The following is a 21,396-nucleotide window of genomic DNA, read 5'->3' as shown; positions in this document are numbered from 1 at the left end:
GAGCGGGCCTCCACGGAAATGCGAACCTCCATTTCGAACGTCACGCGGCCGAACTGCTCATGCGTGGCGACGATGCTGAAGGTCCGCACGGGCTCAGAACTGGTAGCCGGCGCCGATCGCTGCGCCGAAGTCGCTGCGCGTGCTCGTGCTAACGCCTGCCTTCAGCACGAAACGGTTGTCGCTCGTGACGTGCGACAGGCCGACAGCGAAACCCTGCTGTCCGTGGTACGTGGAGACTGCGGCGCCAACCAAGCTCTTGCCCGGCGCCGTGGCCTGCGGCAAGCCGGCGATAGCCAGGACGTTCGCAATGCCGCCGTAGGTGTCTTTCTTGAACGAGTCGAAGTCGGCGCGGGATACGCCGTCGAACTTTGGCACTACTGCGTCGCGGCCGGCGGCGCCGGTTTCGCCCTGCGCGCCGTCCTTACCCACGGCGCCGTCCTTGCCGTGGTTCCCATCCGTGCCGTTCGCGCCATCGTTGCCGGCCGTGCCAGCCTCGCCAGCGGTCCCGTTCACTCCGTCCGTTCCCTTGGCCCCGTCAACACCGTTCGAACCTGCTGCGCCATCCTTTCCGGCCACACCGTCAACACCGTTCGTTCCATTGGTGCCGTGCGTGCCGTCGATACCGTCGCGGCCGTTCGTGCCATCCACGCCGTTGCGGCCGTCGATACCGTTCGTGCCGTTGGTGCCATGCGTGCCGTCGATGCCGTCGCGGCCGGCGGCGCCGTCGATACCGTTCTTGCCGTCGATGCCATCGCGGCCCGCTGCGCCAGTCGCGCCCTTATCGCCTTTCTCGCCCTTCGGGCCTTGTGCGCCCGTGTCGCCCTTCGGGCCTTGCGGGCCGTCGAAGATTCCGGCGTTCGCGTTGCCGATCAGTGCCAGTGCCAGTGCTGCCAGTGCGATTTGCTTTTTCATGGTGATTCTCCGTTTAGTATGGATTGGTGCTATGTGGTGCGGCATGGTGTAGTGCTAAAGCGTTTTAATCGGATTGCTGCGGTTTCAAGTTAGCCAGAATGGCGGCTCGTTCTTCCTCGGTGATCGGCGTTTCCGGTGCCGGCGGAACGTGGGCCGGCGCGGAGGTCGGCAACGGCGGGGTAACGTCCGTCGGCGAACCCCGAAGCTGCACGGCGGTGCGATACGCGTTCATGCCGATGTCGTTAAGCGAGCTGGCTTGCTTCTGGAACGCCAGCTTCGCGGCATAGCGCTGCTTCGGCGTGTCGTTCGCGGTGTCCGACTCGAACCGGGCGCGCATTTCCGCGTCGCCGTAGAGAACCGAGTCCAGGCAATCCGCCAGCTCGGCGCGACGCGCATCCATAACGCGGTCGATAACTTCGGTGGTCGTGGCGTCGAAAGTCGCCTTGAACCATTCTGCGTGCCGGCCGAACAGGAACAAGGGCACTTCGAATTCGCCGCCGTCGATCGGGCGGAACGCGTAGCTGCCGGCGCCGAGCACGACACAAGCAACGGCCGCGATTTCCTTGTCCTCGGCGACAACGGTGTACGGGTCAGACGGGTTGATGATCTCGAACAGCATGGTGAATCTCCTCTAGTTTCCGAAAATGGCGATGCCAACAAGCACGCCGATGGTGGTTACTGCTCCTGCGAGTGCCAGAATCTTGCGGCCGGCGTGGAATCCGTCGCGTTCGAGCGCGACATTCAAAAGGGTGTTGTGAGCGCGCATCAGACGGATGCCTTTGGTTCGCCCATGCAACCAGCGTGGTAGTAGCGGCGGGCCTTGCTCGGGGTGAGCGCGGTTGCGTAGGTAGTCGCGGCGAGCTTGCGCATGGTCTTCTTTGCGCGCTCGGGTCCGCTGCTGCCGTCGATCGCATCGATCAGTTCCGCGATGGGAACGCCCGCGTCGCGCTCGGTTGCCACGTATTCAACGTAGTCCGCCGTTGCGTCGCACACTGCCAGCAGTTCTTTCGTGGTTTGCTCGGTTGCCGGCTTACCCATGACTTCGCCCGCGAACGTGAATACCGCTCCGACGAACACCAAGCCTGCCAAAGCAAAGACCGACATGCGCGCGGTGGTCGTGACTACAAAACCAAATTTCTTCATTTTCAGCTCCTTGGTGATTACATCGTTACGATGGTTAGATTATAGAACCGCTACGGACGAACGTACAAGCGAATTTTCTAGCGTTTTTTTCTCCGGTAGCTTTCCCACTTGAACGGCACGATGTCCGCGCGCTCGAATATGCGATCCATGATGCGAGGGCCAAGGAATTCCTTCAGACCGGGACCGTCGAGGTTGGTCAGGAGGATCGTGGGGCGCTTCTCGCGGTAGCGGCGATTCAGTACGTCGAACAGGATGGTTTGCTCGTCCTCGGTCCCGCGCTGTACACCAATCTCGTCGATAACCAAGAGGTCGATGGTTTCGCCAAGCGTGCGAACCACTTCCTCCTCAGTCTCGTCCGCGTCGCGGCGCCACGTCGCGCGAACGCGGCGAATCAAGCTCATAGCGTCGAGGTACATGCCCGTGTGCCGCTTCATGACGTGTTGCAGGATTGCCAGGGCAAGATGCGACTTGCCAGTGCCAGGATTGCCGCCGAACACAAGCATGCTTCCCTCGGGCAAGTGGGAGCGCGAGAACGTCTTGGCAAACTCGTGAGCGACGCCGGCCGCGCGGCGCTGGTCGGCCGACTCTGCCAAGTAGTTCGTGAAGCAACGATCGCGGAACGCGGCCGGAATGCCTGACGCCTTGATGCGCGACTCGATACGCTCTTGCTTGCGCTGCTCCTCGGTAACTCGCTCGGCTTCTTCCTCGCGGTCCCGATGGTCGGTGTTGCATTGCCCGCAACCGTGCCAGATAACGCGGTCTGCGCCGCCGAACAGGGAAATGCCGCGCTCGATGCGCGCGCCGTGCGTCTCGCAAACCATATCGCGCTCGAACACGGTCATCATCGGTTTCTTCGCGGGCGGCTCAAGCGGTTCATTCATGTTCATTGGGTTTCTTCCGAGTGTGAGTGCCGTCGAACAGGTCGGTGTAGTCGGTGGTGTCTTCAAAGCTGTTGATGGAGGGGCGGCCGCTTTTCGGCGTTACCTTGGCCGGCGCCGTCCAATCCGCATCGAAGTGCAGGCCGGGACCAAAGAACGTTGCGGCTTGCTTCACGTACTCCGTTCCGGTCTTGTCCGTCGCATCGCAGAACTTCGCATAGCGCTTCGCGCCTTCGAGCATGTCTGCCGGCAACACGCCCGCCTTGATCCGCGCCTCGACTGCCTTGAACGCATCGGCCTTTGAATTTCCGCCTGCACGATTCGGATAGGCCGCCCAAATCTCTTCAAATTCAGGCGAATAGCCCGAAGGGTTTTTACTACTCATTGGTTTACTCAAAGATGTATTACTTCCCTTCGCCTTTTCCGAAGGGGGGTCTTCGGTTTTCCGAAGGGGGTCTTCGTGTTTTCCGAAGGGGTCTTCGGTTTTCCGAAGGGGTACGTTCACCATCTTTATACGACGCTCGATTACACGTTTGCCATCACTCACTTGCTCTATTGCAATCAGCGCGCGCTTTGCAAGCCCATTGATAATTTCCGACACACGCGAGATAGACAAGCCGAAAAATTCGGCGAAATGAGCGTTGCTCGCGTAGCATCCGCGCGGCCCTGCGTCCAGGCTATCTATCTCGACCAGCATTACCTTTTCCGTGATCGACAACGACCGATCAAGCCACATTTCGGCCGGTATCCATACGCCCTTGAACTTCCTCTCACTCATTACGGTCCCTCGTGGTGCTGTGTGGTGTTGTGCAGTGCCATGCTGTTGTTGTACGCGTCGCGCATCCGTCCGAGCACGTAGGGCGGAATCTTCTCGATGTCGGCGTCGCGCAGCGTGAGCGTGCGCAACCAGTCGCAATCGTTGGCGCGCTTTACCTGCGCACGAACCTCGTCCGTTACCGGCTTGAGCGTCGCAAAGCCCGTCCCGCGCCGCGTGCCGTCGTAGCGGTTGTAGCGAACCTCCTGCGCGTACTCTTTCACGACGATCTGCGTTGCCGTCACGCGGAGCACAGTGGTTATGTGCGGCGCGCGGTTGTACCTGCTGCGGTCGGGTATCGCTACTTCGTCGCCTTCCTTCAGGGACATCAGCCAGTCTTTAAGCGCGGCTTTGCGCGCTTCCTGTTCTTCATAGTGGTTCATGCGAATAACTCCCGTTGTTGGCGATACACCTCGCGCACGCGCTCAAGCAGTGCGTTGAACGTTTCGGCGTACCAGTGAGGTTGCGTTTCACGCGGACACGAAGGGTCCGTCATGTTCTTTCCAAATTCCAAGCCGGCGCCGATGATGGTCCAGAACGGCTTTACCCCGCCACGATCCGCGTATCGAGCCTGATTCGTCTTGCGCTCGTTCTTTTGCAGGAACCCGGCGCGCTCAAGCCATTCATTGAACTCGTGCGCCTTCATGCGTGCGCCGCTATTCGCAAGCAACACAGTCAGCGCGGCCGTGCGGAAGCTCGAACCTGTATGCGAGCTGCGCGGCTCGTCCACGGCATAGGCCGGAAGGATGGACGTATCGGCGCCGTGCCGTTCTCCGATCTGGCGAAGCAATGCAATCTTCGAGGAGTCGGCTATCTTGAACGTGTTGGCATACGCTTGAAATAGGCAGATATCGACGGAGATTTTCGCTACAGGGTTCGGCTCGTGCAACGGCGCGACAGGTGCGGCGATCGGCAATGACTTCGCGCGCTTCTCGCATTCGAGGAAATAGAGGCGGGCTTGCCGGCCTTTCTCGGTGCGCTCGACCATCGACAACTGTTTCGCGGTGTCGAGCGACAGGTGGTAATCCTTGCGGTTGCGGCCGCCGCGCCCGCTGGTCCCCGAAACGGGTGAGCAAACCGTATAGTCCAGGTCGAGGAAAAAACCGTACTGGTCGATGCGATCTTTAATCCACGTCGAGAAGTCTTTCCCGACTTCGAGAAACTTGTGAAGGTCGCGCGCGTTGACCGTGGGGATACGGTCGGGGCCGATCTCGCGCTCGGCAATGGCAAGAAGTGCGGTCAATTGATACTCCTTTCGATGGACGTAAAAAAACCCTATTCGTGAGGAAGCTCGGCGCCAACCGTCCCGGCCGCGACGTACCGGGTAGCTTCCCCACGAATAGGGCTCTTGACAGTAATCCTTGAAACATCGCGTACTTCACATACTACGGTTGGCATGTGCAGTATCGCACCATTCATCGAATAATGGTGCGAAAACAGAACCGTCCCCATTTATTATGTTGGAAGGTAGACGAAAGCGGATTGTTAGTCTGAAGATATTCGGTTAGCCTAGCGAAACACCAAAATTCGAGGAGTCGCGCCGTGAACAAATTGCTTATTGCCATCGCTGTTTTGTCCCTTGGCGCGTGCGCTTCGGCCGATCCGATCTCGACCGGGAGCGGTGGCAAAGGGTTCTCGATCTCATGCAATGGATCGGCGGATTCGTGGGGAACCTGCTACAAACTCGCAACAAAGTCGTGCGGCGGTCAGTACGAAGTGATCGACAAGAACCAATCGAGCACGCCGACCGGGCTCGGCCCGATGGTCGAGCGCAACATGGTGGTTAGCTGCAAGGCGTGATCGCGGGGCGGGGGAGGGACAGGAATTCAGTGATTACCTTTACCGCGTCCGTCCACTCCCATATGTAGTGAACTCGCCAGCCTTCGCGTTCGAGCATGGTCCCTATTTCGAGCTGTTCATCGCTCGGCATGTTGTCGCCGTACTTCAGCTCGATCGATAGCCCGATCCAGCGGCCGCGCGCCACGGGCAGGCGGACATCGTGCGAGCCCTTCAGCATCCCGGCCGCCTTCGCTTTGCCTGCCTGCGCTTTCGACAGGCGCACGCCGTTCATGCTCCCTTCCAAAAGCTCGATGCCCGGCAAGCTCTTGATGACGGCCGGCATGCGCGCCCAATCGAACAGCGCGGCCTGAGAAAGGAATTCCGGTTGCTCGACGTGGCGCACCTTCACGCCGCGCGGCGCCGGCCGGCCCTTTACCGCAACGTGGTTCTTATGGACCCTCATGCGATCTTGCGAGTGGCTTGCTCTGCGATCAGCGCGCACAGCATTGGGGCTACCTGACGCTCGATCAGGTGTTTCAGTTGTTCCGGCTTCAGCGTGCGTATCGTGTATTCGCTGATTGCATAGGCCGCGTCGTTACCGGCAAGGTGGACGATCGCGTGAATCGAACGGCCGGCGATATCGCGCACTGCCTTGATGTCGAGTAAGCGCATGATCTCGACGCACAGCCGTTCGTCCTGGGTGAGCCCATCGAGCGGCAATGTCATAGGCTTTTCTGCCACGAGCTGCATACCTTCATGCCCGTCCATGTGGTGCAGCTCGCGGCCGGCCAAAATGGACATATGCCCAAGCGTCGCGGCAACGTACTGAAGGTGCTCGCGGAAGTCGGCGATGGTTTCGAGCTGGCGGCGGTTGATGCTCTGTTGTTCCATGTACATGGATGCAAGCCGTTCGATCTGCTCGCGGTGCGCGCGCCTCTGATTCCGGCCGTATCGTTTGCTCATTTGAGGGGTATTCCAGTGGGATAGAGGATCGCGCCAAGGTCAGGGCGCCAAAGGTCGTCGGGCTCGATCTCGAAACCGAGCGCATGCAAGACTTGAAGCAACAAAGATTCTTCAGTGCCGTAGAGCTTCGCCCACGTCTGACGGCCGGCGTGGAGCGCTACACCCGCGCCACCGAGACGGTGATGGTTCGGGCAGATAGGCAATACGTGGAACTCGCTCGACTTCTGGCCGCCGCCGGCATAGGTCCGCGCGTGGTGCAGCTCGGCCGGGCTTTTGCCGAGACGCAGATTGCGACAGACGACGCACCCAAGCTGCGCTACGCGGTCGCGGTGGTATTCCTCAACGGCCGACGTGACGATGCGCGGGCGTGGTGTGGCCTTTACTTTGGGCGGGGAGGTCTTGCGAGGCTTTGCCGTCCCGCCCGGTTTGAAGCTCGACCGGGCGAGTTGAGTGTTACCGCGCGCCATCGGCGCGGTGCGCGGCTTGAAACCGGAACGCTTCAACGGTGCCCCCCGGCTTCCTGCCATGCCAAGAAAGGCTTGCGGATTTTCTCGTGGAAGATATGCGCGCCTTGCTGGTCGTGATCCAGCTCGGCGCGACTACTCACGCCGCACGTCTGCCGGATGCACTCGGCCGCGTCGCGCTCGTTCTCACAGCGAAGTCCATGCGCACGCAGGAACAGGTGAAACGGCTGAGTCGCGCACAGTTGTGCAGCAAGGCGAGAGAGAGCACCGCCTTTCGGCGCGGCCGGTGCGGGCTCGGACTGAACCGGTTGTTCGTCCTCTCCGATCTCGACCATTGCAACCATGAAGCGCTGGCCGGCCGTGTTTCCTTTGCGCAAGGTGAGCGCGCGGAATGCGTCAAGGTCGGACGGCTCGGACAACCAGAGCACGACTTTCGCGCCCCCGTTGTGCGATTCGCTCCACGATGCAAGTTGTACCTCGCCATGAAAGGTCGGAGTGATGTCGCTCACAGTCAGAACCCAAGGGCCGCCATCCACTGCATGCCGCGATACGGCAAATCGAACGGAATGTCATCGTCCATTTCTTCGAACCCGCCACCTTGCGGCGCGCGCCGGGCCTGCCCGCTGCCTTGCTTCGCGTCGTTGTACGCGTTGCGGCCGTTGGCTCCCTGCTGCGGCTGGCGCTGCTGTTGTTGCCCTTGGCTTTGCGGCTGGCGTTGCTGCTGGCCTTGCGCCGGCTGGCGTTGTTGCTGCCCTTGTTGCTGGCCTTGCTGCTGTGTCGGTGCGCCCGTGAATTCGAGCGCGAGAATCCGGCCAACCAGCTTCGAGCCTTCGCCGCCGCCGTTGCGCTGGTACGTCTCGATATGCACGTCCTCGATAACCACGTCGAGCCCTTGGCCCTTCAGCAGGTAATCGATAAGCGACTCGGCGCGCGGTCCCCAAAGGGCCGCGTCAACCCACTGCGTAGGGCGCTTGTTGTCTTCGCCTTTGCGGCCGTAGTTGAATGCGAGTGCGAGGCTGGCGACTGCTGTGGAGTTGTCGCCCTGGGTAAAGCGAAGCTCGGCGTCTTTCCCGAGTCGTGCGAATCCGGTCAAAATCATGATGTTTCCTTTGTCGAATTTAGAGTGCCGCATCGCATCGCATGGTGTGGTGCGGTAAGGGAGAAAAGTGCCGGGTACGATCCGGCGGCATCGTCATTCGAGAGAGCGGACGCCCTGCGATATCCGTGTGCATCGAAGCCGTTGCGCAGCCTGCGCCAACTACTTTGTTTCGCTCCTCTCCGCGTGCGCACGCTCGGGCTCGCTACTGATTTCGCTTCACAACCTTTCTAGGAAGGCACTCGATGCGCTCTTAGAAAGGTGCTGGTTACGGGGTCCAGCGTCCACCCGATCGTGTGGCCGGTTTTGCACCATGCGCTATCGCATGGTGCGAATGTCGATAAAGCTACTTAGGCGGGTTCGCCCTTGAACGCATGCAAGCTCGTGCCTTCCGCGATCTGCTTGTGCAGGTCGGCAACTGCGACTTCCAACACCTTATGCGGGCGTTCGAGGTCGTACCACATGATGAGCGAACCGCCGTCGATGCGATAACGGAACTTCGCGGTAAGGCGGTCGGCGACCGTCGAGCCGTCGAACACGGGAATCGTGATCTCGATACGATCCGGCACGCTGAACTGTCCCTTCTCGCCAGCCTTCGCCGTCACGGTTTCCTCGTACTTCAATTGAGTTTGGCCGTTGTCCAGGCGGATGCCGCTTGCGAAGTTGACGCCCTTCGTCGATTGCAACGTCGAGACGATTTCCAGAATGTCCGCGCTCGGGGGAGCCGTCACGTCCAGCACGTTGCGCTCGATGAACAGCGCAAACTCTTCCTGCTTCATCTTGCGGCCGTTGAACGAGAGCCACTCTTGCCATTCCTTCGACAGCGGCGCGTTGTACTCGGCCGTGAAGTCGCGGAATGCCGGGCCGTCCGCCGTGTGATCGTTGAACACTGCGACAAATTGCGGCTTCGGGTCGATCTTGTAGTAGAGACGAGTCGGCAGGTTCGGGCCGCTCTTGAACGCGTTCACGTAGGCAATGAAGCTTGCCGCATCGAGCAATTCGGCTTTGCCCTTGTGGCGGGTCGGGGCCGCCAGCAAGTGCGCGTGTTCTTCCGCGCTGTAGCCTTCCGGCACGAGGATGATCGGCGTACCGTTGATTTCCAGCGTGCGCGCCAGTGCGGTGCCAGCTTCGATTGCGGTTTGAATCTCGTTCTTATCGCTCATGTTCGTTTCCGTGTAGGTGTAAGTCATGGTTACAGGTTGCTACGTGGCGCTGCGGTGGTGGTGCGCTTCTTACGTCGCGGCGCGGACGGCCAACGGTGCCGGTGCGGCGTCGTCGGTGCCAGTGCGCACAACGGTGCGTTGCGCTTCTGCCTCTTGATCGACGCTGCGGATACCCTCGAACGTCTTTTGGCGCGGGTCTTGGCGCTGCAAGTTGCCTTCCGGCGTGGCGAACAGGATCGACGTGGCCTTTTCCAGCTTCGGCAACGTCAGCTTCAGGTCATCGGAAATTTCGATCTGCCCGCCCTTGCCGGCCTTGATGCCCAGGGTGAGAACGATCTTTCCCGACTTCTGCGTGATATCAACCTTCTTGACCAGCTCGTTGAGAGCTTCGGTCAGGTCGTCGTGCAGCTCGCCAAAGCGCAGCGTGACCAAGGTATCGTTAAACGGTTTCGGACCAGCCATGATTGAAGCTCCTTTGATTGAACTGCGGTTATGCGGCGAGGGTGCGGACGCGCTTCTGCGCTTCCCGTGCAACTCGCGTTGCTTCCTTCGCCGCTACCTCGGCGCGCTCGGCAGTGAGCTTCGCGGAGATTTCGGTTCCGATGCGCGTCAGCACGTCGGCGGTGGTCGGGTCGCCCGCGTCGATCTCGAATTTCGCAATGTAGCGAAGAAAGATCAAAATACGGATGGGCTTGGGGATGCGCTTGCGCTTGCCGACTTCGAACCAGTGGCCGGACGCCTGATTGCTGCCCACGCTGCCCCAAAATTCGCGTTGGGTAAGGCTGGCATCGTGACGAAGCTGGCGCGCGACTTCGGGCGTGATATCAGCCTCGATCCTTACAGTCATGTTCGTTACCCCTCATATCGGTTAATTTCGGTGTTGATATGGTGCTGGAATCGAACCACAATGTCAACCGTTACCGAGCGCCTATGCAATAGAATTCAAACAAACAATCATCAGGGGGTTGGACAATGGCAAGCGTGGATAAACAGTATTTCCTTGATCTAATGGCCGCGCGCAAGCTGTCGATGCGCGGTCTAGCGACCAAAATGGGAATGAATCACTCTCAATTAAGTTTGAGTCTGAGTGGCAAAAGGCGTATGCAGCTCGACGAAGCGGCCGCGCTATCCGAGATGTTCGGCGTACCACTCCACGACATTGTCGTTGCCGCCGGTATCGAATCGAAACCATCCACGGGCAAGCGGGTAAGCGTTCTCGGGTATGTGGGTAACGGTGGTGTCGTGACGATGCACGCCAAAGACACGCGCGAACGCACAGAAGTCCCATGCGCGCTCCCAGACCACGCGGCCGCGATCCAGTTTAGAACCGCCGACACGCCACTGTCGTGGATGGACGCGTGGGTAGCCTTCTATATCCCACGGGAGAACGTAGCGCCTGAGTGCATCGGCCGGTTCAGTCTATGCCAGTTGGACGGCGGCCGCGTGGTGGTCGCAACCGTCAAACGTGGCTATCAGGATGGGACATATGCCCTGTCAGGACCGTATACCGCCAGCAGTGTGGAGCTAGATTGGGCCACACCCTTACTGTTCTGTAGGTTTTGACGCAAAAAATGGTGTTGTAATCGAACCGATTTCGGTGTAATGTAATCATTACGGCATTCGACCGTACACCAACCTAGTCATCGGAGAGAATCATGGAACTGGTACGCGAAATTCTGACGTTCGAGACAGAAGCGCAATGGTTAGCCATGCGCGAACAGGACATTACTTCGACGGAAACGGCCGCGCTGTTCGACGCATCGCCCTACAACACAGAGTTCGAGCTGCACCAAATCAAAACGGGCCAGCTAACGAAAGAGTTCGAAGACAACGACCGTATGCTATGGGGCCGTCGTCTGGAAAACGCTATTGCCTACGGCATTGCGGAAGACTTCGGTTTGATCGTGGAGCCGTTCAAGGTCTACGCGCGCATCGCCAATATCCGCTTGGGCTGTTCGTTCGACTTCAAGATTGTGGGACTCGTGCCGGGCCGGCCGTCGAACGATGCGCGCGAAATGTTCGAGAAGCACGGGCCGGGATTGATGGAAGTGAAGAACGTTGATGGGCTCGCGTTCCGCCGGACGTGGCTAGAGGATGGTGAGTCCATCGAGGCGCCCGCACATATCGAGATTCAGGCGCAAACGCAGCTTGAAGTTGTAGATATGCCGTGGGTCATCATTGCGCCGCTCGTGGGCGGCAACACGCCCAAGCCGATCATTCGTGAGCGCGATCTCGAAGTGGGCGAGTTGATCCGCCAACGGACACAGCACTTTTGGGACCGTATCGAGGCGGGCGTGTCGCCCGAGCCGAACTACGTCAAGGATGCTAAGACCATCGCCAAGCTGAATCTGGAAAACGATGGGAGTGTGCTCGACCTGACCGGTAACTCGCGCGTCTATGAGCTGTGCAAAGAGTACAAGCGCGGCGGTGAGCTGGAAAAGAAAGCGGCCGACATTAAAGCCGGCGCAAAGTCCGAGCTGTTGACCATTATAGGCGCCGCCAAGACGGTGAAGGGCGCCGGGTTCGGTATCTCGGCCGGCACGAACAAGGAGTCGTTCCGCGCCTACGATCGTGAAGCAGGTGAGCGCGTGACGATCACGATAACGAAGGTGCCGGCGTCGCATATCGATGCCCGCGTTCCTGCGTTCCGCAACGTGCGCATTACCGAGAAAAAAGCAGCGTAACCAGTAGTGCGGCATGGTGCGATACCGTGCCGCACAAACCTTTGGGGGTAGCTATGTCAGAGCAACAAGTGAGTCACCTACAGGAATTCCGTTCGAAGCTCGAAGGGGGCATGCGCGCCGAGATTGCAAAGGCGTTGCCGCACGGGCTCGACGTTGACCGGTTCATTCGCACGGTCATTACCGTGGTGCAGTTGAAGGAAGATTTGCTCTATGCCGATCGCCGTAGCCTGTTCGCGTCGTGCATGAAGGCGGCGCAAGATGGTCTGCTGCCGGACGGCCGCGAGGCGGTTCTCAATATTTACAACACGAAACAGAAGGAAAAGCGCGGAAACCGCGAGGTCGAAGTGTGGGTTCCGACCGTGCAATACCTGCCGATGGTGCGCGGCCTGATAAAGGTGATGCGCAACTCGGGCGAGGTTGCCAGCATCGACGCGGCCGCCGTGTATGACCGCGATCTGTTCCGGTTCAAGCGCGGCGACGATCCGCGTATCGAGCACGAGCCGTATCTCGGCGACGATGATCCGGGTCCGGTGATCGCTTCCTACGTGATTGTGAAGCTCACGAACGGGGAGGTCCACCGTGAAGTCATGCCGCGCCGCGATATCGAGAAGACACGCGAAGCGTCGAAGTCAGGTACGGGCGCGAGTAGCCCGTGGACGAAGTGGTACGACCAAATGAGTATCAAGGCCGTCATCAAGCGGGCCGCGAAGCTCCTGCCGAACAGCTCGGAAGCACTCGACCGTGCCATTGCGAACGACAACGAAGCAAGCGGGTACGTGTTCGAGAGCCGCGAGGAGGAGCGCGTAGAACCGTCGGCATTGCCTGACCAATCGGATGCCCAGGCCACGCCAGCGGCCGAACAGCAACAGCAAGCATCGCCCGCCCTGGTAGACGATCGTGCCGGGCAGGATGCGCGCCGGCCGTCGCGTTTGGCAGGCTTGATGCGCTCGAAGGTAGCCGAACAGGTACAGCAGAACAGCAACGGCGAAGCGCCGCCGTGGGAGAACGCAGCGTGAATAGGGCAGAACGTAGGGCCGCAGCAAAGGGCGGTCGGGCGAAAGCCCGGCCAATCCCGCGCCTGCACAAGTCAATCATGATGTCTGACTCGATGCCCGCCGAAAGTAGCGAAAGCATCGTGACCACGAAAATCAAGCTCCTCGCCGGCATTGCCGCGCTGAAGGCCGGCACGTTTGGGTATGACCAGCTCTGCCAGTTCAATGAGTTTGTCCAGCTCGGGCTGAAGTTCTGCGAGGAATTCGATGCGCCAGAGTTTCAGCCGCCGGTCTACAAGATCGCGGCCGCGCTCGTGCTCATCATGGAGCGGCACGCGCAGCGCGGTATCTACGCTGCGAATGGCGACGAGCTGCGCGCGCTTTCTGAACACGTCGAGGCGGTCTGCGACTTCCTTGGCGAGCTGCCCGCGCTGGCCGTGCAAGGCATGCGGACGGATATCGCCATGAATGAAATTAAGCTGCGAAACAAGATTGCGAAGCAGGCATAGGTGTCATTCACTTGACGTTTGCTTTTCATGGTTAGATAATCAAACCATGTTATGTTTTTCAGGCCGCTAGGAGAGAGATAGATGGGTGATTTCAAGATGGGTACGCGCTCGGGTCATCAAATGCCGGGTGTATGGGACGAAGCAGCGTTAGCCGTCGCGCGTCGCTTCACGGATGACAACATGTGGCGCACGCGTGCAGCGCTGCAATGCGCTGTGCTCGACGCGATGGAGTATGGCGTGAACAACCGGCCGCCCGTGCGCAACCGTGCCGCCGAGTGGGGCCGCTATCTCGCAACGTCCGTCGATCGCCTGCTGAACGCCATCAACGATTACCACGAAGCCGAACAGGCCGTCGAGGAAGCGGAAGACAAGGCCGCCGAAGACATCGCAGAGAACGTATTCCAGCAGGCCCGCGAATCCCTGAGTGAATACATGACTGGTGCGCGTAGCAGTGCATACGAGTTTCGGCGCCGCGTGGATCAGGATGAACGCGAGGCCGAGCTTGTACCGGGTTCGCTCGCAGCGCTGCAAGCCGAGAACAAGGCATTGCGCGGCGCCCTCGAACATATCGAGCGCACTGCTTCGCGGAGCCGCGAGCAATCGCGCCGCGTCCGATGGATTGAGCTGCGCGCGAACGGTGCGCTCACGGGCTCGACCGAATGGCGCACGCTCGATCTGCCGAAGAACGGTGACGCCAGCAAGCGGCGCGCGAAGTTTGACCGCGAGCAAGCGGAATACTGGCAAGCCCGCTGCGAGCAATTGGAAGTGGCCGTGAACCCGTTGCGCCTGAATACCTACACGTCGCCGGCCGTGGTCGCCATCCTGGCCGAGCGCGTGCGTCAGGTAGCCGTGGAAGGGTTCACCGACGAGCAAGACGACAAGCACATAAAAGGCGCACTAGCAGCCGCAGCAGCTTGTTACGCCTTGCGCACGGCGGGATGGCACAGGGATGCAGAAATACACTGGCCGTGGGAAAACGACTGGTGGAAGCCCACCACGCCACGCCGCAATCTCGAAAAGGCTGGCGCGCTGATTATTGCCGAGCTGGATCGCGTGATCCGTTCCGAGCGGCCGGCGCCCGTGGGCTCGATGCGTCTCGCCCGCGTTCCCTTCGATAACTGCCAGTTCCGTGAATGCGATCTGCCGGGCCAGTGCCACGGCGAAGGCGCTTGTCACCATCCGAAGGCACGCGCATGAGTTTCGATCGCAAACGCCTGTTGCTCGATATGGTCAAGGATGCAGGGCTCGAAGTCGTCACGGTCGGCATGAAGAACAACCGCGTTGCCGTTGATGCGCGCGCCGGCAACGGCTTAACGGCAACGTTCCAACTCTCTACGTCGTCGAAGTCCGATCCGCGCGGCGATATGAACGAAAACGGGCGCATCAAACGCTTTGCCCGTCAAAACCCGGCGCCCGGTGCGGCGCCACAAATTGAGGAAGAAGAAGCAATGTCGAATACCACGCCGGCCGCCAAGGAACTAACGCAAATCGAGTTTTACCGCTTGTGCGAATGGCTGAAGATTCAAGACTTGGCGACGTATGCAAGCCTCGAAGTGCTCACGGCGGCCGCCGCGCGCATCTGCTCGCACAACGTCAGCGAAGCTACGGTACGCGAGGCAATGACGGCCACGGGCGTGACTGACCCTGAAGTGTGGACCGCGATTCCCGATCCTCAAATCGTTCTCGCCCGCGAGCTGGCCGCCATCCAGTACGCACTCGGCCACGAGCCGTCCTCGCTTTTCCGCCGTTACCTCGAAACCCTGGGAGCCTAAACATGAATGCAGCGCAAATTGCACAAGGCGCGCTGCGTCTCGACTGGTCGAACGTCGAGTCGCAGGCCCGCCGCGTTGCGGAGTACGCAGAGGAGCGCATTGCGAGCAATCGCCTTGCGGCCGACAACCTTGAAGCGGAATACCTCGCCGTGGCGAACGGTGTCAAAAAGCCCGGCAAGCTCGATCTCGAAGTGCTCGTTCGTGCAGTCCAGGCGCTTCGCTCGGGCGCCAGCGAACCCGAGCCCGCGACGCTCTCCGTAAAGAACGCCGTGGCGCAGGTATTGAGCCCGGCCGGGTATCTGTTCCAGCACGACGACAGCGGCCGCACTACGTTCGTTGCCACGCAGGACCGCGCTTCGTTCGAGGAAGCAAACGGCGACCGTTGGAGCTTCGTCGGCGGCGCCGTGCTCATTCCCTCGCCGGGAGTCGCCAATGTCTGAGGCTATCCAGTTTTGCGACGAACTGACGCCACGCACGCCGGGCGAGAAGGCTGCGTACCTCGACGGAATCGAGGAAGGCAAGATGCGCGAGCGGCGCGACTCGCCTATGTATAACGACTTGCACGCAGCCGCAAAGGCACTTGCCGATGCTCTCCCGAAAAACGGGCGGAACCTCGATAGCTACTACGCCCGCAGCGAGCTGACCGAGCTTCGTGAATTGCTTGCCAATGCACATTGGAGTGCTTGCCCGGTCGCACGCGGTGCGCTCGCATCCTCGATCGAGGAAGTCGAGGCACTGAGCTTCAGCGAGGATCGCGGGCTCACGGTCAGCGACTGCGAGTCCATGATGCTGGTGTTGCACGAGCTGCGGCGCCTGCAAGTCGTCGAGGCGGACGCCGTTGCGATCGTGGCGCGCGAGGGAATTATCGTGGGGGAGGAGGATTTTGCCGCATGGTTCGCGCACAACTACCCGCGCGACACGATCATTCAAAATCCGCTTTGGCATGCGCCCAAGATTTACCGCGAGGCATGCCGGCTTTCGAAGGGGAAATAGAAGTGAGCGAGATTGAACAAGCCGCGAGACGCGCGGTGCAGCTCTACGCAGAGAGCCGGCCGCGCCCGTCTCAAGTAACGATGACGCAGGCCGGCGAAATGCTCGGGATCACGCGTCACACGGTAAGCAAGATGGTGAAGGCCGGGCAGATGAAGCTGAACCGGTGCGGCCTTATCCCCGTCGAGCAAGTAGACCGGATGCTCGAAACGGTCTAAAGCCGGGCCGCGATGTCCTCGGCGGTTTCGCGGTAGTACACGTTTAGCAGGGTCTTCAGGTTCTTATGGCCGCTGATTTTCGCCAGCGTCATAACGTCAACCTTCCGGGAGAGGCGCGTAAGTGCCTCGGCCCGCGAGTCATGAAATGTCAGCCCTTCAATCATTAGCCGGTCCCGATTCTTGCGGAATAGGGCGTCTACTGACGCGCTCGATACAGTGAAGCACTTCCCCTTACCGGCGACCGGCTTTAGCAGGCGAATGGCGTGCTTCGTGAGCGGGATGACGCGAGGCTTTTTCGTCTTGTACTGCATCTTGTGCTTCACGGTCGCGGTGCGCTTCGTGAGGTTCAGCGATTCGTCGTCGAGTCCCAAAACCTCGCCCGCGCGCATGCCCGAGCGCAGTGCCACTAGCCACGCGAGCGCAACCTCCTGACTCTTCGTTTCCGGCGCCTTGCCGCTCACATACCCGAGTGAGCGCACGATCGGCCGCACTTCTTTCCACGGGTCCACGCGTCGATCGCGCGGCACGCCCTGGCCGGGATGCCTGAATCCCTCGAACGGGTTGTGTTTCATCCAATGCCATTCGAGCCGCGCCACTTTGCAGGCGTTAGACATCCAACTCACATCGCGTTGCGCTGAACCCGTGCGCACCTTCGCAACTACTCGACCGCCGGGCGCTGTGAAACCGGCGAGCCGGGCATCGCGCCACTGACCAAGCACGGGCGTAGTCAGGTCTGCGAGATTCAATTTAGCGATAGCAGGGAAGTCGCGGATGAACGCGTTGATGCGTAGCTGCTCGTGCCGGGCGCCTTCTTTGTTCGCTGATATCTCCTCGCTATAGCGAGTCAACATGGCCGCGACAGTATGGCGTTCTGCTTCAGGCTTTGCGGCAGATTCGCGCAGCTCAGTTTCGCGCGCAGCTCCCCACGTATTAGCCTCGCGCTTGGTCCGCAGCACCTTGGAATCGCGGACTCCCGCGACATAGACTTGAACGCGGAATCCGTCTTTGTGTGGAGTGATCGAAGCCATCGTGGGGAACCCCGTGCGTAATGTGTGGGGAGTTTATTATACTTTTTTACCCTTTCGATGGTGAAAGGCGGGAGGGGCGATTGCTTTGCAATGCCCCTAACCCTTTGATTTACCGCGTTTTTACTTTTGTTGTAAATTTACGATATGTAAGCTGGTGCGTGAGGTCGGACTCGAACCGACACGACATTGCTGCCGTCAGGACCTAAACCTGGTGCGTCTACCAATTTCGCCACTCACGCGTGTCTTTGCGGTTAGTTTAAAGCGGGGAGTGCAACGTATGGGGCGTACGACCCATGACCGCGTTTGACCGCGCCTTAAAAATCTGGGGGAAACGGCGTTTTCCCGATAACGCCAATGATGCGCGTCACGCCAAGCCCGGCATTCTAACCGATCCAATGGCCAATGTCTGTAGTGGGCCCGCACAGGTGGAAGGGGTGGAAGGGTCTGGTTCCTGTCGGCGACCTCGCCCTTCATCCGCGTTGCCGACAACCCCGCAAGGCGTGTACATGGTGTCGTACTTTCCCGCCGATCCTCAAGCCGAACGCACATTGCACATCGATAGATAAAGCGGCCGGATTTTGTCGGATATCGCGTATCGCGATTACGGGCGCGTGGCGAAGTGGATTTCATACGGCACGTCCCTGCACATGGGCCGTTATTTTGGCGTCGCGAATTAGATTCTTGCGTCCGCCATCTCGCTCGGACTTGCGGCGATGTCGGTCAGCGGCTTTGTGATGTGGCGCAAACGCAAGCCGGGCAGGGCACTCGGCGCGCCATCCCGACCGGTCTCAAAGCCGCCGATGCACGTTTGGATCGGCGGTCTGACGGCGCTTGGCATCGTCTTCCCGATGATGGGCTTGACGATGCTGATCGTGTGGATATCGGACCGGCTGCTGTTCAGTTCCGGCAGAGTTGCCAGCACGCGATGAGCGTGCGCTTGATGGGACGTTATGGGACGTTATGGGACGCGAGGGACGCGAGGGACGTGAGGGCGGTTTAGCCGGCCCCGTGCAATCACCGCGAGCCGAACTTCAACCTTGTAAGTTGTTCGGCTTCGTTCGCCAGCAGCGTCGCTGCATCGCGAATCGCGACTTCCAGCGTGATCGGCCCCGGTGCGGGCGAAAAACAGCCGCTGAAATGCTCGGACAAACGCGGCAACGCAGCCGGATCGATAGCGCCGGAGAGCAGCGACGCTTCCACGCCATGCGCACGAGCGTGCTGGCATGCGATAAACGGCGCCTTGCCATGCAGCGTCTGAACATCCGAGCGTCCTTCGCCTGTGATCAGCCAGTTCGCGCCTTCGAGCGCCGCATCCAGCCCGACTTGGCGCGCGACCACTTCTGCGCCGGCCTCGAAACTCGCGCCCAACATATGCAGCGCGAAGCCGAGACCGCCCGCCGCGCCAGCGCCGGGTTTATCACGCGCGGTAAGTTGCAGCGCCGGCTCGAGCAAATCGGCGAAATGAGCGAGCGCTGCATCGATCGTCGCGATCTGATCGCCCGTCACGCCTTTCTGCGGCCCGAAAATCGCCGTCGCGCCGTGCTCGCCGGTGAGCGGATTGTCGACATCGGACATACCGGTAAATTCGGCTTCGCGCACGCGCGGATCGAGCCCCGTCGCGTCGATGCGCGCAATCCGCCCAAGCTGCGACGGCACGGGGTCGAGCGTCTTGCCGTCTGCATCGAAGAGTTTGAGACCGAGGCCCACCAGAAGGCCCGCACCGCCGTCATTCGTGCTGCTGCCGCCCAGCGCCACATAGAACTTGCGCACGCCGAGATCGAGCAGCGTGCGGATCGCTTCGCCCATGCCGAGCGTGCTGCGTTCGGTAACCGGTACAGCCATCCCGTCCGGATCCGTGATGCCCACTACTTCCGCCGTTTCCACGATCGCGCTGCCATCCGCCAGCAGACCTGTCGCGGCGTCGCGCCGCTTGGACGCCGCGCCGCGCACGTTGACTACACTGCGCTCGCCGCCCGCCGCGAGCATGGCGTCGAGCGTGCCTTCGCCGCCGTCGGCCATCGGCACGATGCGGATGACGGCGTCGGCCCGAGCGCGCCGGATACCGTTCGAAATTGCCTCCGCGACCTGTTCCGCGCTAAGCGATCCCTTAAAGGAATCGGGCGCAATCACGACGACGGGAGAGGTTGAACCGGCGGAATGGGCGTGGGGCATGATGTCTCGAGTTATGAATTTGCTTGAAATCTAGCGACACGGCCCGAAATAATCAAACCTTATGCCTGTTGGGCATGCTTTCAATGCGCATCGGCAATGCAAGAACGCTGGAACCCGACGCCGGCGCGATCCGAAAGGGACCTCATCACAGTGACTTGAGACTGCAAAACACGCACCAAAACCGCGAAAATAGCCCCGAATTGCCGGTATTTGGCGTGGCTGACCCTCATCCGCCACGACCCTTGCAAATAGTTTGGTAAAATGTTTGGCTCTGTTGACTCAAACCGGTGTGCACGGCTTCCTGTCACGGCTAGCTGAATGCTCCGGCTTGGCCGTCAATGTTCAGGAACCGCGCGACGCCGTGCGCCTGTCGCGGCGCGAGATCGAACCAGAACTGACCAGACACACGAACCCGAATACTCGATTTATTTTAGGACGATAGAAGCCATGGCTAACGTTGTTGAAAACCTCGGCAAGCTCGAACGCCGTGTGACGATTTCCCTGCCGAAAGATACGGTGCAAAAGGAAGTGGATTCGCGTATCCGTCAGTTGGCGAAAAACGTGCGCATGCCGGGTTTCCGCCCGGGCAAGGTGCCGCTCAAGATGGTGACGCAGCAGTACCAGGGCCAGGTTGAAGCCGAAGTGCTGAGCGACAAGGTCGGCAAGGAGTTCTTCGACGTCACGCGCACCGAAAACCTGCGTGTGGCAGGCCAGCCGAGCTTCGCGCCCAAGGGCGGCGAAGTCGCCGACGACTACGCGTTCGACGCGACCTTCGAGGTGTACCCGGAAGTCAAGATCGGCGACGTGGCTGCAGCTGAAATCGAACGTACGGTCACGGCCATCTCGGAAGCCGAAATCGACCGCACGCTGGAAATCCTGCGCAAGCAACGCGTGCATTACCACGCACGTGGCGAAGGCGGCGAGCATGGCGACGGCGGCGCGGATACGGCTGCTAAAGACGGCGATCGCGTGACAATGGACTTTGTCGGCAAGCTCGACGGCACGTTGTTTGAAGGCGGCAGCGCCGAAGACTTCACGTTCGTGCTGGGCGAAGGGCGCATGTTGCCGGAATTCGAAACGGCGGCGCTTGGCCTGAAGGTCGGCGAATCGAAGGAATTCGACCTCAAGTTCCCCGACGATTATCACGGCAAGGACGTAGCCGGCAAGACGGCTCAGTTCACCATCACGATGAAGAAGATCGAGTGGGCGCACCTGCCGGAAATCGATACCGAATTTGCAAAATCGCTGGGTGTGGAAGACGGCGACACGACCAAGATGCGCGGTGAGATCAAGGAAAACCTGGAGCGTGAAGCCAAGCGCCGCACGCAGCAGATCGTGAAGAACCAGGTTATGGACGCACTGCTGAAGATCTCCGAACTCGACGTGCCGAAGGCGCTGATCGAGCAGGATCAGCAACGTCTGGTGGAAATGGCGCGTCAGGATCTGCAACAACGCGGTGTGCCAAACGCAGCCGACGCTCCCATTCCGGCAGAAATGTTCGCGGAACAAGCTGAACGCCGCGTCAAGCTGGGTCTGGTTCTGGCCGAACTGGTCAAGACCAACGACCTGCAGGCGAAGCCGGAACAGATCCGCGCGGAAGTCGACGAATTCGCGAAAAGCTACGAGGACCCGAAGGAAGTCGTCCGCTGGTATTATTCGAATCAGCAGCGCCTCGCCGAAATGGAAGCGTACGTTGTGGAAAGCAACGTCGTGGACTTCGTGCTCGGCAAGGCCCGAGTGAGCGACAAGGAAGTAAGCTTCGAGGAATTGGCCAGCGCGACGGCGCAAGCGTAAGCAGCGTCGACAAGGCGTGCAGGGC

General features: G+C 60.3%; 29 protein-coding genes, 1 tRNA gene and 1 pseudogene. 12 read left to right on the top strand and 19 right to left on the bottom strand.

The features are described 5' to 3' along the window. Positions 1–93: 93 nt before the first annotated feature. The 8 genes from M0D69_RS13880 to M0D69_RS13845 form a co-directional block, all read right to left on the bottom strand. Positions 94–912 carry a YadA-like family protein gene (locus M0D69_RS13880; protein ID WP_301782557.1) on the bottom strand — a complete coding sequence of 273 codons (819 nt, stop codon included), beginning with the start codon at positions 910–912 and terminating at the stop codon, positions 94–96. Positions 913–976: 64 nt separating this feature from the next. Further along, on the bottom strand, positions 977–1,531 hold the full coding sequence (locus M0D69_RS13875) for a hypothetical protein (protein WP_301782556.1): 555 nt from the start codon (positions 1,529–1,531) through the stop codon (positions 977–979). Positions 1,532–1,543: 12 nt separating this feature from the next. Continuing rightward, positions 1,544–1,678, bottom strand: a complete 135-nt coding sequence (locus M0D69_RS13870) for a hypothetical protein (RefSeq protein WP_301782555.1) — start codon at positions 1,676–1,678, stop codon at positions 1,544–1,546. Beyond that, on the bottom strand, positions 1,678–2,055 hold the full coding sequence (locus tag M0D69_RS13865; protein WP_301782554.1) for a hypothetical protein: 378 nt from the start codon (positions 2,053–2,055) through the stop codon (positions 1,678–1,680). Before M0D69_RS13865 ends, M0D69_RS13870 begins: the two co-directional genes overlap by 1 nt. 77 nt (positions 2,056–2,132) lie before the next feature. Then, complete coding sequence (locus M0D69_RS13860) at positions 2,133–2,942, bottom strand: ATP-binding protein (RefSeq protein WP_301782553.1); 810 nt, start codon at positions 2,940–2,942, stop codon at positions 2,133–2,135. Beyond that, positions 2,929–3,711 (bottom strand): hypothetical protein, encoded by a 783-nt coding sequence (locus M0D69_RS13855; RefSeq protein WP_301782552.1) that lies wholly within the window; start codon positions 3,709–3,711, stop codon positions 2,929–2,931. Before M0D69_RS13855 ends, M0D69_RS13860 begins: the two co-directional genes overlap by 14 nt. Next, the gene (locus M0D69_RS13850; RefSeq protein WP_301782551.1) at positions 3,711–4,130 is read right to left on the bottom strand and encodes a hypothetical protein; all 420 of its coding nucleotides are present in this window, start codon (positions 4,128–4,130) and stop codon (positions 3,711–3,713) included. Before M0D69_RS13850 ends, M0D69_RS13855 begins: the two co-directional genes overlap by 1 nt. Beyond that, positions 4,127–4,990 (bottom strand): antA/AntB antirepressor family protein, encoded by an 864-nt coding sequence (locus M0D69_RS13845; protein WP_301782550.1) that lies wholly within the window; start codon positions 4,988–4,990, stop codon positions 4,127–4,129. The genes M0D69_RS13850 and M0D69_RS13845 overlap by 4 nt, the downstream gene beginning before the upstream one ends. Before the next feature lie 299 nt (positions 4,991–5,289). Between M0D69_RS13845 and M0D69_RS13840 the strand changes: the two genes are divergently transcribed. Beyond that, on the top strand, positions 5,290–5,547 hold the full coding sequence (locus M0D69_RS13840; RefSeq protein ID WP_301782549.1) for a hypothetical protein: 258 nt from the start codon (positions 5,290–5,292) through the stop codon (positions 5,545–5,547). Here the strand turns inward: M0D69_RS13840 and M0D69_RS13835 are convergent. The 8 genes from M0D69_RS13835 to M0D69_RS13800 form a co-directional block, all read right to left on the bottom strand. Next, entirely contained in the window at positions 5,531–5,935 is a 405-nt protein-coding gene (locus tag M0D69_RS13835; RefSeq protein ID WP_301782548.1) for a hypothetical protein, read from the bottom strand. The two genes, M0D69_RS13840 and M0D69_RS13835, sit on opposite strands and share 17 nt — an antisense overlap. A gap of 50 nt (positions 5,936–5,985) precedes the next feature. Beyond that, positions 5,986–6,489, bottom strand: coding sequence for a hypothetical protein (locus M0D69_RS13830; protein WP_301782547.1), 504 nt, complete (start codon positions 6,487–6,489; stop codon positions 5,986–5,988). After that, the gene (locus M0D69_RS13825; protein WP_301782546.1) at positions 6,486–6,992 is read right to left on the bottom strand and encodes a Ref family recombination enhancement nuclease; all 507 of its coding nucleotides are present in this window, start codon (positions 6,990–6,992) and stop codon (positions 6,486–6,488) included. The genes M0D69_RS13830 and M0D69_RS13825 overlap by 4 nt, the downstream gene beginning before the upstream one ends. Then, on the bottom strand, positions 6,989–7,462 hold the full coding sequence (locus tag M0D69_RS13820; RefSeq protein WP_301782545.1) for a hypothetical protein: 474 nt from the start codon (positions 7,460–7,462) through the stop codon (positions 6,989–6,991). The genes M0D69_RS13825 and M0D69_RS13820 overlap by 4 nt, the downstream gene beginning before the upstream one ends. A 2-nt stretch (positions 7,463–7,464) precedes the next feature. After that, entirely contained in the window at positions 7,465–8,052 is a 588-nt protein-coding gene (locus tag M0D69_RS13815) for a single-stranded DNA-binding protein (protein WP_301782544.1), read from the bottom strand. A 347-nt stretch (positions 8,053–8,399) separates the two neighbouring features. Continuing rightward, the gene (locus tag M0D69_RS13810; RefSeq protein WP_301782543.1) at positions 8,400–9,212 is read right to left on the bottom strand and encodes a DUF2303 family protein; all 813 of its coding nucleotides are present in this window, start codon (positions 9,210–9,212) and stop codon (positions 8,400–8,402) included. 69 nt (positions 9,213–9,281) lie between these two features. Next, entirely contained in the window at positions 9,282–9,644 is a 363-nt protein-coding gene (locus M0D69_RS13805; protein WP_301782542.1) for a hypothetical protein, read from the bottom strand. Between the two features lie 58 nt (positions 9,645–9,702). Further along, a complete protein-coding gene (locus M0D69_RS13800; RefSeq protein WP_301782541.1) occupies positions 9,703–10,059 on the bottom strand; it encodes a hypothetical protein in 357 nt (118 codons plus the stop codon). Positions 10,060–10,184: 125 nt separating this feature from the next. On the opposite strand from M0D69_RS13800, the gene M0D69_RS13795 reads away from it, so the two are divergent. The 9 genes from M0D69_RS13795 to M0D69_RS13755 all read left to right on the top strand — a co-directional run bounded on the left by M0D69_RS13795 (position 10,185) and on the right by M0D69_RS13755 (position 16,377). Beyond that, positions 10,185–10,775, top strand: a complete 591-nt coding sequence (locus M0D69_RS13795; RefSeq protein ID WP_301782540.1) for a helix-turn-helix transcriptional regulator — start codon at positions 10,185–10,187, stop codon at positions 10,773–10,775. A 92-nt stretch (positions 10,776–10,867) separates the two neighbouring features. Then, a complete protein-coding gene (locus M0D69_RS13790; RefSeq protein ID WP_301782539.1) occupies positions 10,868–11,896 on the top strand; it encodes a YqaJ viral recombinase family protein in 1,029 nt (342 codons plus the stop codon). Between the two features lie 53 nt (positions 11,897–11,949). Then, a complete protein-coding gene (locus M0D69_RS13785; protein WP_301782538.1) occupies positions 11,950–12,912 on the top strand; it encodes a recombinase RecT in 963 nt (320 codons plus the stop codon). Positions 12,913–12,989: 77 nt separating this feature from the next. Then, the gene (locus tag M0D69_RS13780; RefSeq protein ID WP_301782537.1) at positions 12,990–13,397 is read left to right on the top strand and encodes a hypothetical protein; all 408 of its coding nucleotides are present in this window, start codon (positions 12,990–12,992) and stop codon (positions 13,395–13,397) included. Positions 13,398–13,478: 81 nt separating this feature from the next. Continuing rightward, on the top strand, positions 13,479–14,594 hold the full coding sequence (locus M0D69_RS13775; RefSeq protein ID WP_301782536.1) for a hypothetical protein: 1,116 nt from the start codon (positions 13,479–13,481) through the stop codon (positions 14,592–14,594). Next, the gene (locus M0D69_RS13770) at positions 14,591–15,169 is read left to right on the top strand and encodes a hypothetical protein (protein WP_301782535.1); all 579 of its coding nucleotides are present in this window, start codon (positions 14,591–14,593) and stop codon (positions 15,167–15,169) included. Before M0D69_RS13775 ends, M0D69_RS13770 begins: the two co-directional genes overlap by 4 nt. Before the next feature lie 2 nt (positions 15,170–15,171). Beyond that, complete coding sequence (locus M0D69_RS13765; protein WP_301782534.1) at positions 15,172–15,609, top strand: hypothetical protein; 438 nt, start codon at positions 15,172–15,174, stop codon at positions 15,607–15,609. Continuing rightward, the gene (locus M0D69_RS13760; RefSeq protein ID WP_301782533.1) at positions 15,602–16,162 is read left to right on the top strand and encodes a hypothetical protein; all 561 of its coding nucleotides are present in this window, start codon (positions 15,602–15,604) and stop codon (positions 16,160–16,162) included. Before M0D69_RS13765 ends, M0D69_RS13760 begins: the two co-directional genes overlap by 8 nt. A 2-nt stretch (positions 16,163–16,164) precedes the next feature. Beyond that, a complete protein-coding gene (locus tag M0D69_RS13755) occupies positions 16,165–16,377 on the top strand; it encodes a DNA-binding protein (RefSeq protein WP_301782532.1) in 213 nt (70 codons plus the stop codon). Here M0D69_RS13755 and M0D69_RS13750 read toward each other — a convergent pair. Beyond that, a complete protein-coding gene (locus M0D69_RS13750; RefSeq protein WP_301782531.1) occupies positions 16,374–17,405 on the bottom strand; it encodes a tyrosine-type recombinase/integrase in 1,032 nt (343 codons plus the stop codon). The two genes, M0D69_RS13755 and M0D69_RS13750, sit on opposite strands and share 4 nt — an antisense overlap. 152 nt (positions 17,406–17,557) lie before the next feature. Continuing rightward, positions 17,558–17,644: transfer RNA gene (locus M0D69_RS13745), tRNA-Leu, on the bottom strand. A gap of 231 nt (positions 17,645–17,875) precedes the next feature. Here M0D69_RS13745 and M0D69_RS13740 point away from each other — a divergent pair. Beyond that, positions 17,876–18,334, top strand: a pseudogene (locus tag M0D69_RS13740) (PepSY domain-containing protein); the annotation flags it as partial. 85 nt (positions 18,335–18,419) lie between these two features. Here M0D69_RS13740 and M0D69_RS13735 read toward each other — a convergent pair. Next, on the bottom strand, positions 18,420–19,577 hold the full coding sequence (locus M0D69_RS13735) for a glycerate kinase (protein WP_301782530.1): 1,158 nt from the start codon (positions 19,575–19,577) through the stop codon (positions 18,420–18,422). Between the two features lie 447 nt (positions 19,578–20,024). Here M0D69_RS13735 and tig point away from each other — a divergent pair, with 447 nt between their 5' ends. After that, complete coding sequence (gene tig / locus M0D69_RS13730) at positions 20,025–21,371, top strand: trigger factor (protein ID WP_301782529.1); 1,347 nt, start codon at positions 20,025–20,027, stop codon at positions 21,369–21,371. The last annotated feature ends 25 nt before the right edge of the window (positions 21,372–21,396 follow it).

This window comes from Caballeronia sp. SEWSISQ10-4 2 (genome assembly GCF_030464885.1).
Classification (GTDB): Bacteria; Pseudomonadota; Gammaproteobacteria; order Burkholderiales; family Burkholderiaceae; genus Caballeronia.
This window is presented reverse-complemented; position numbering and strand designations above follow the sequence as displayed.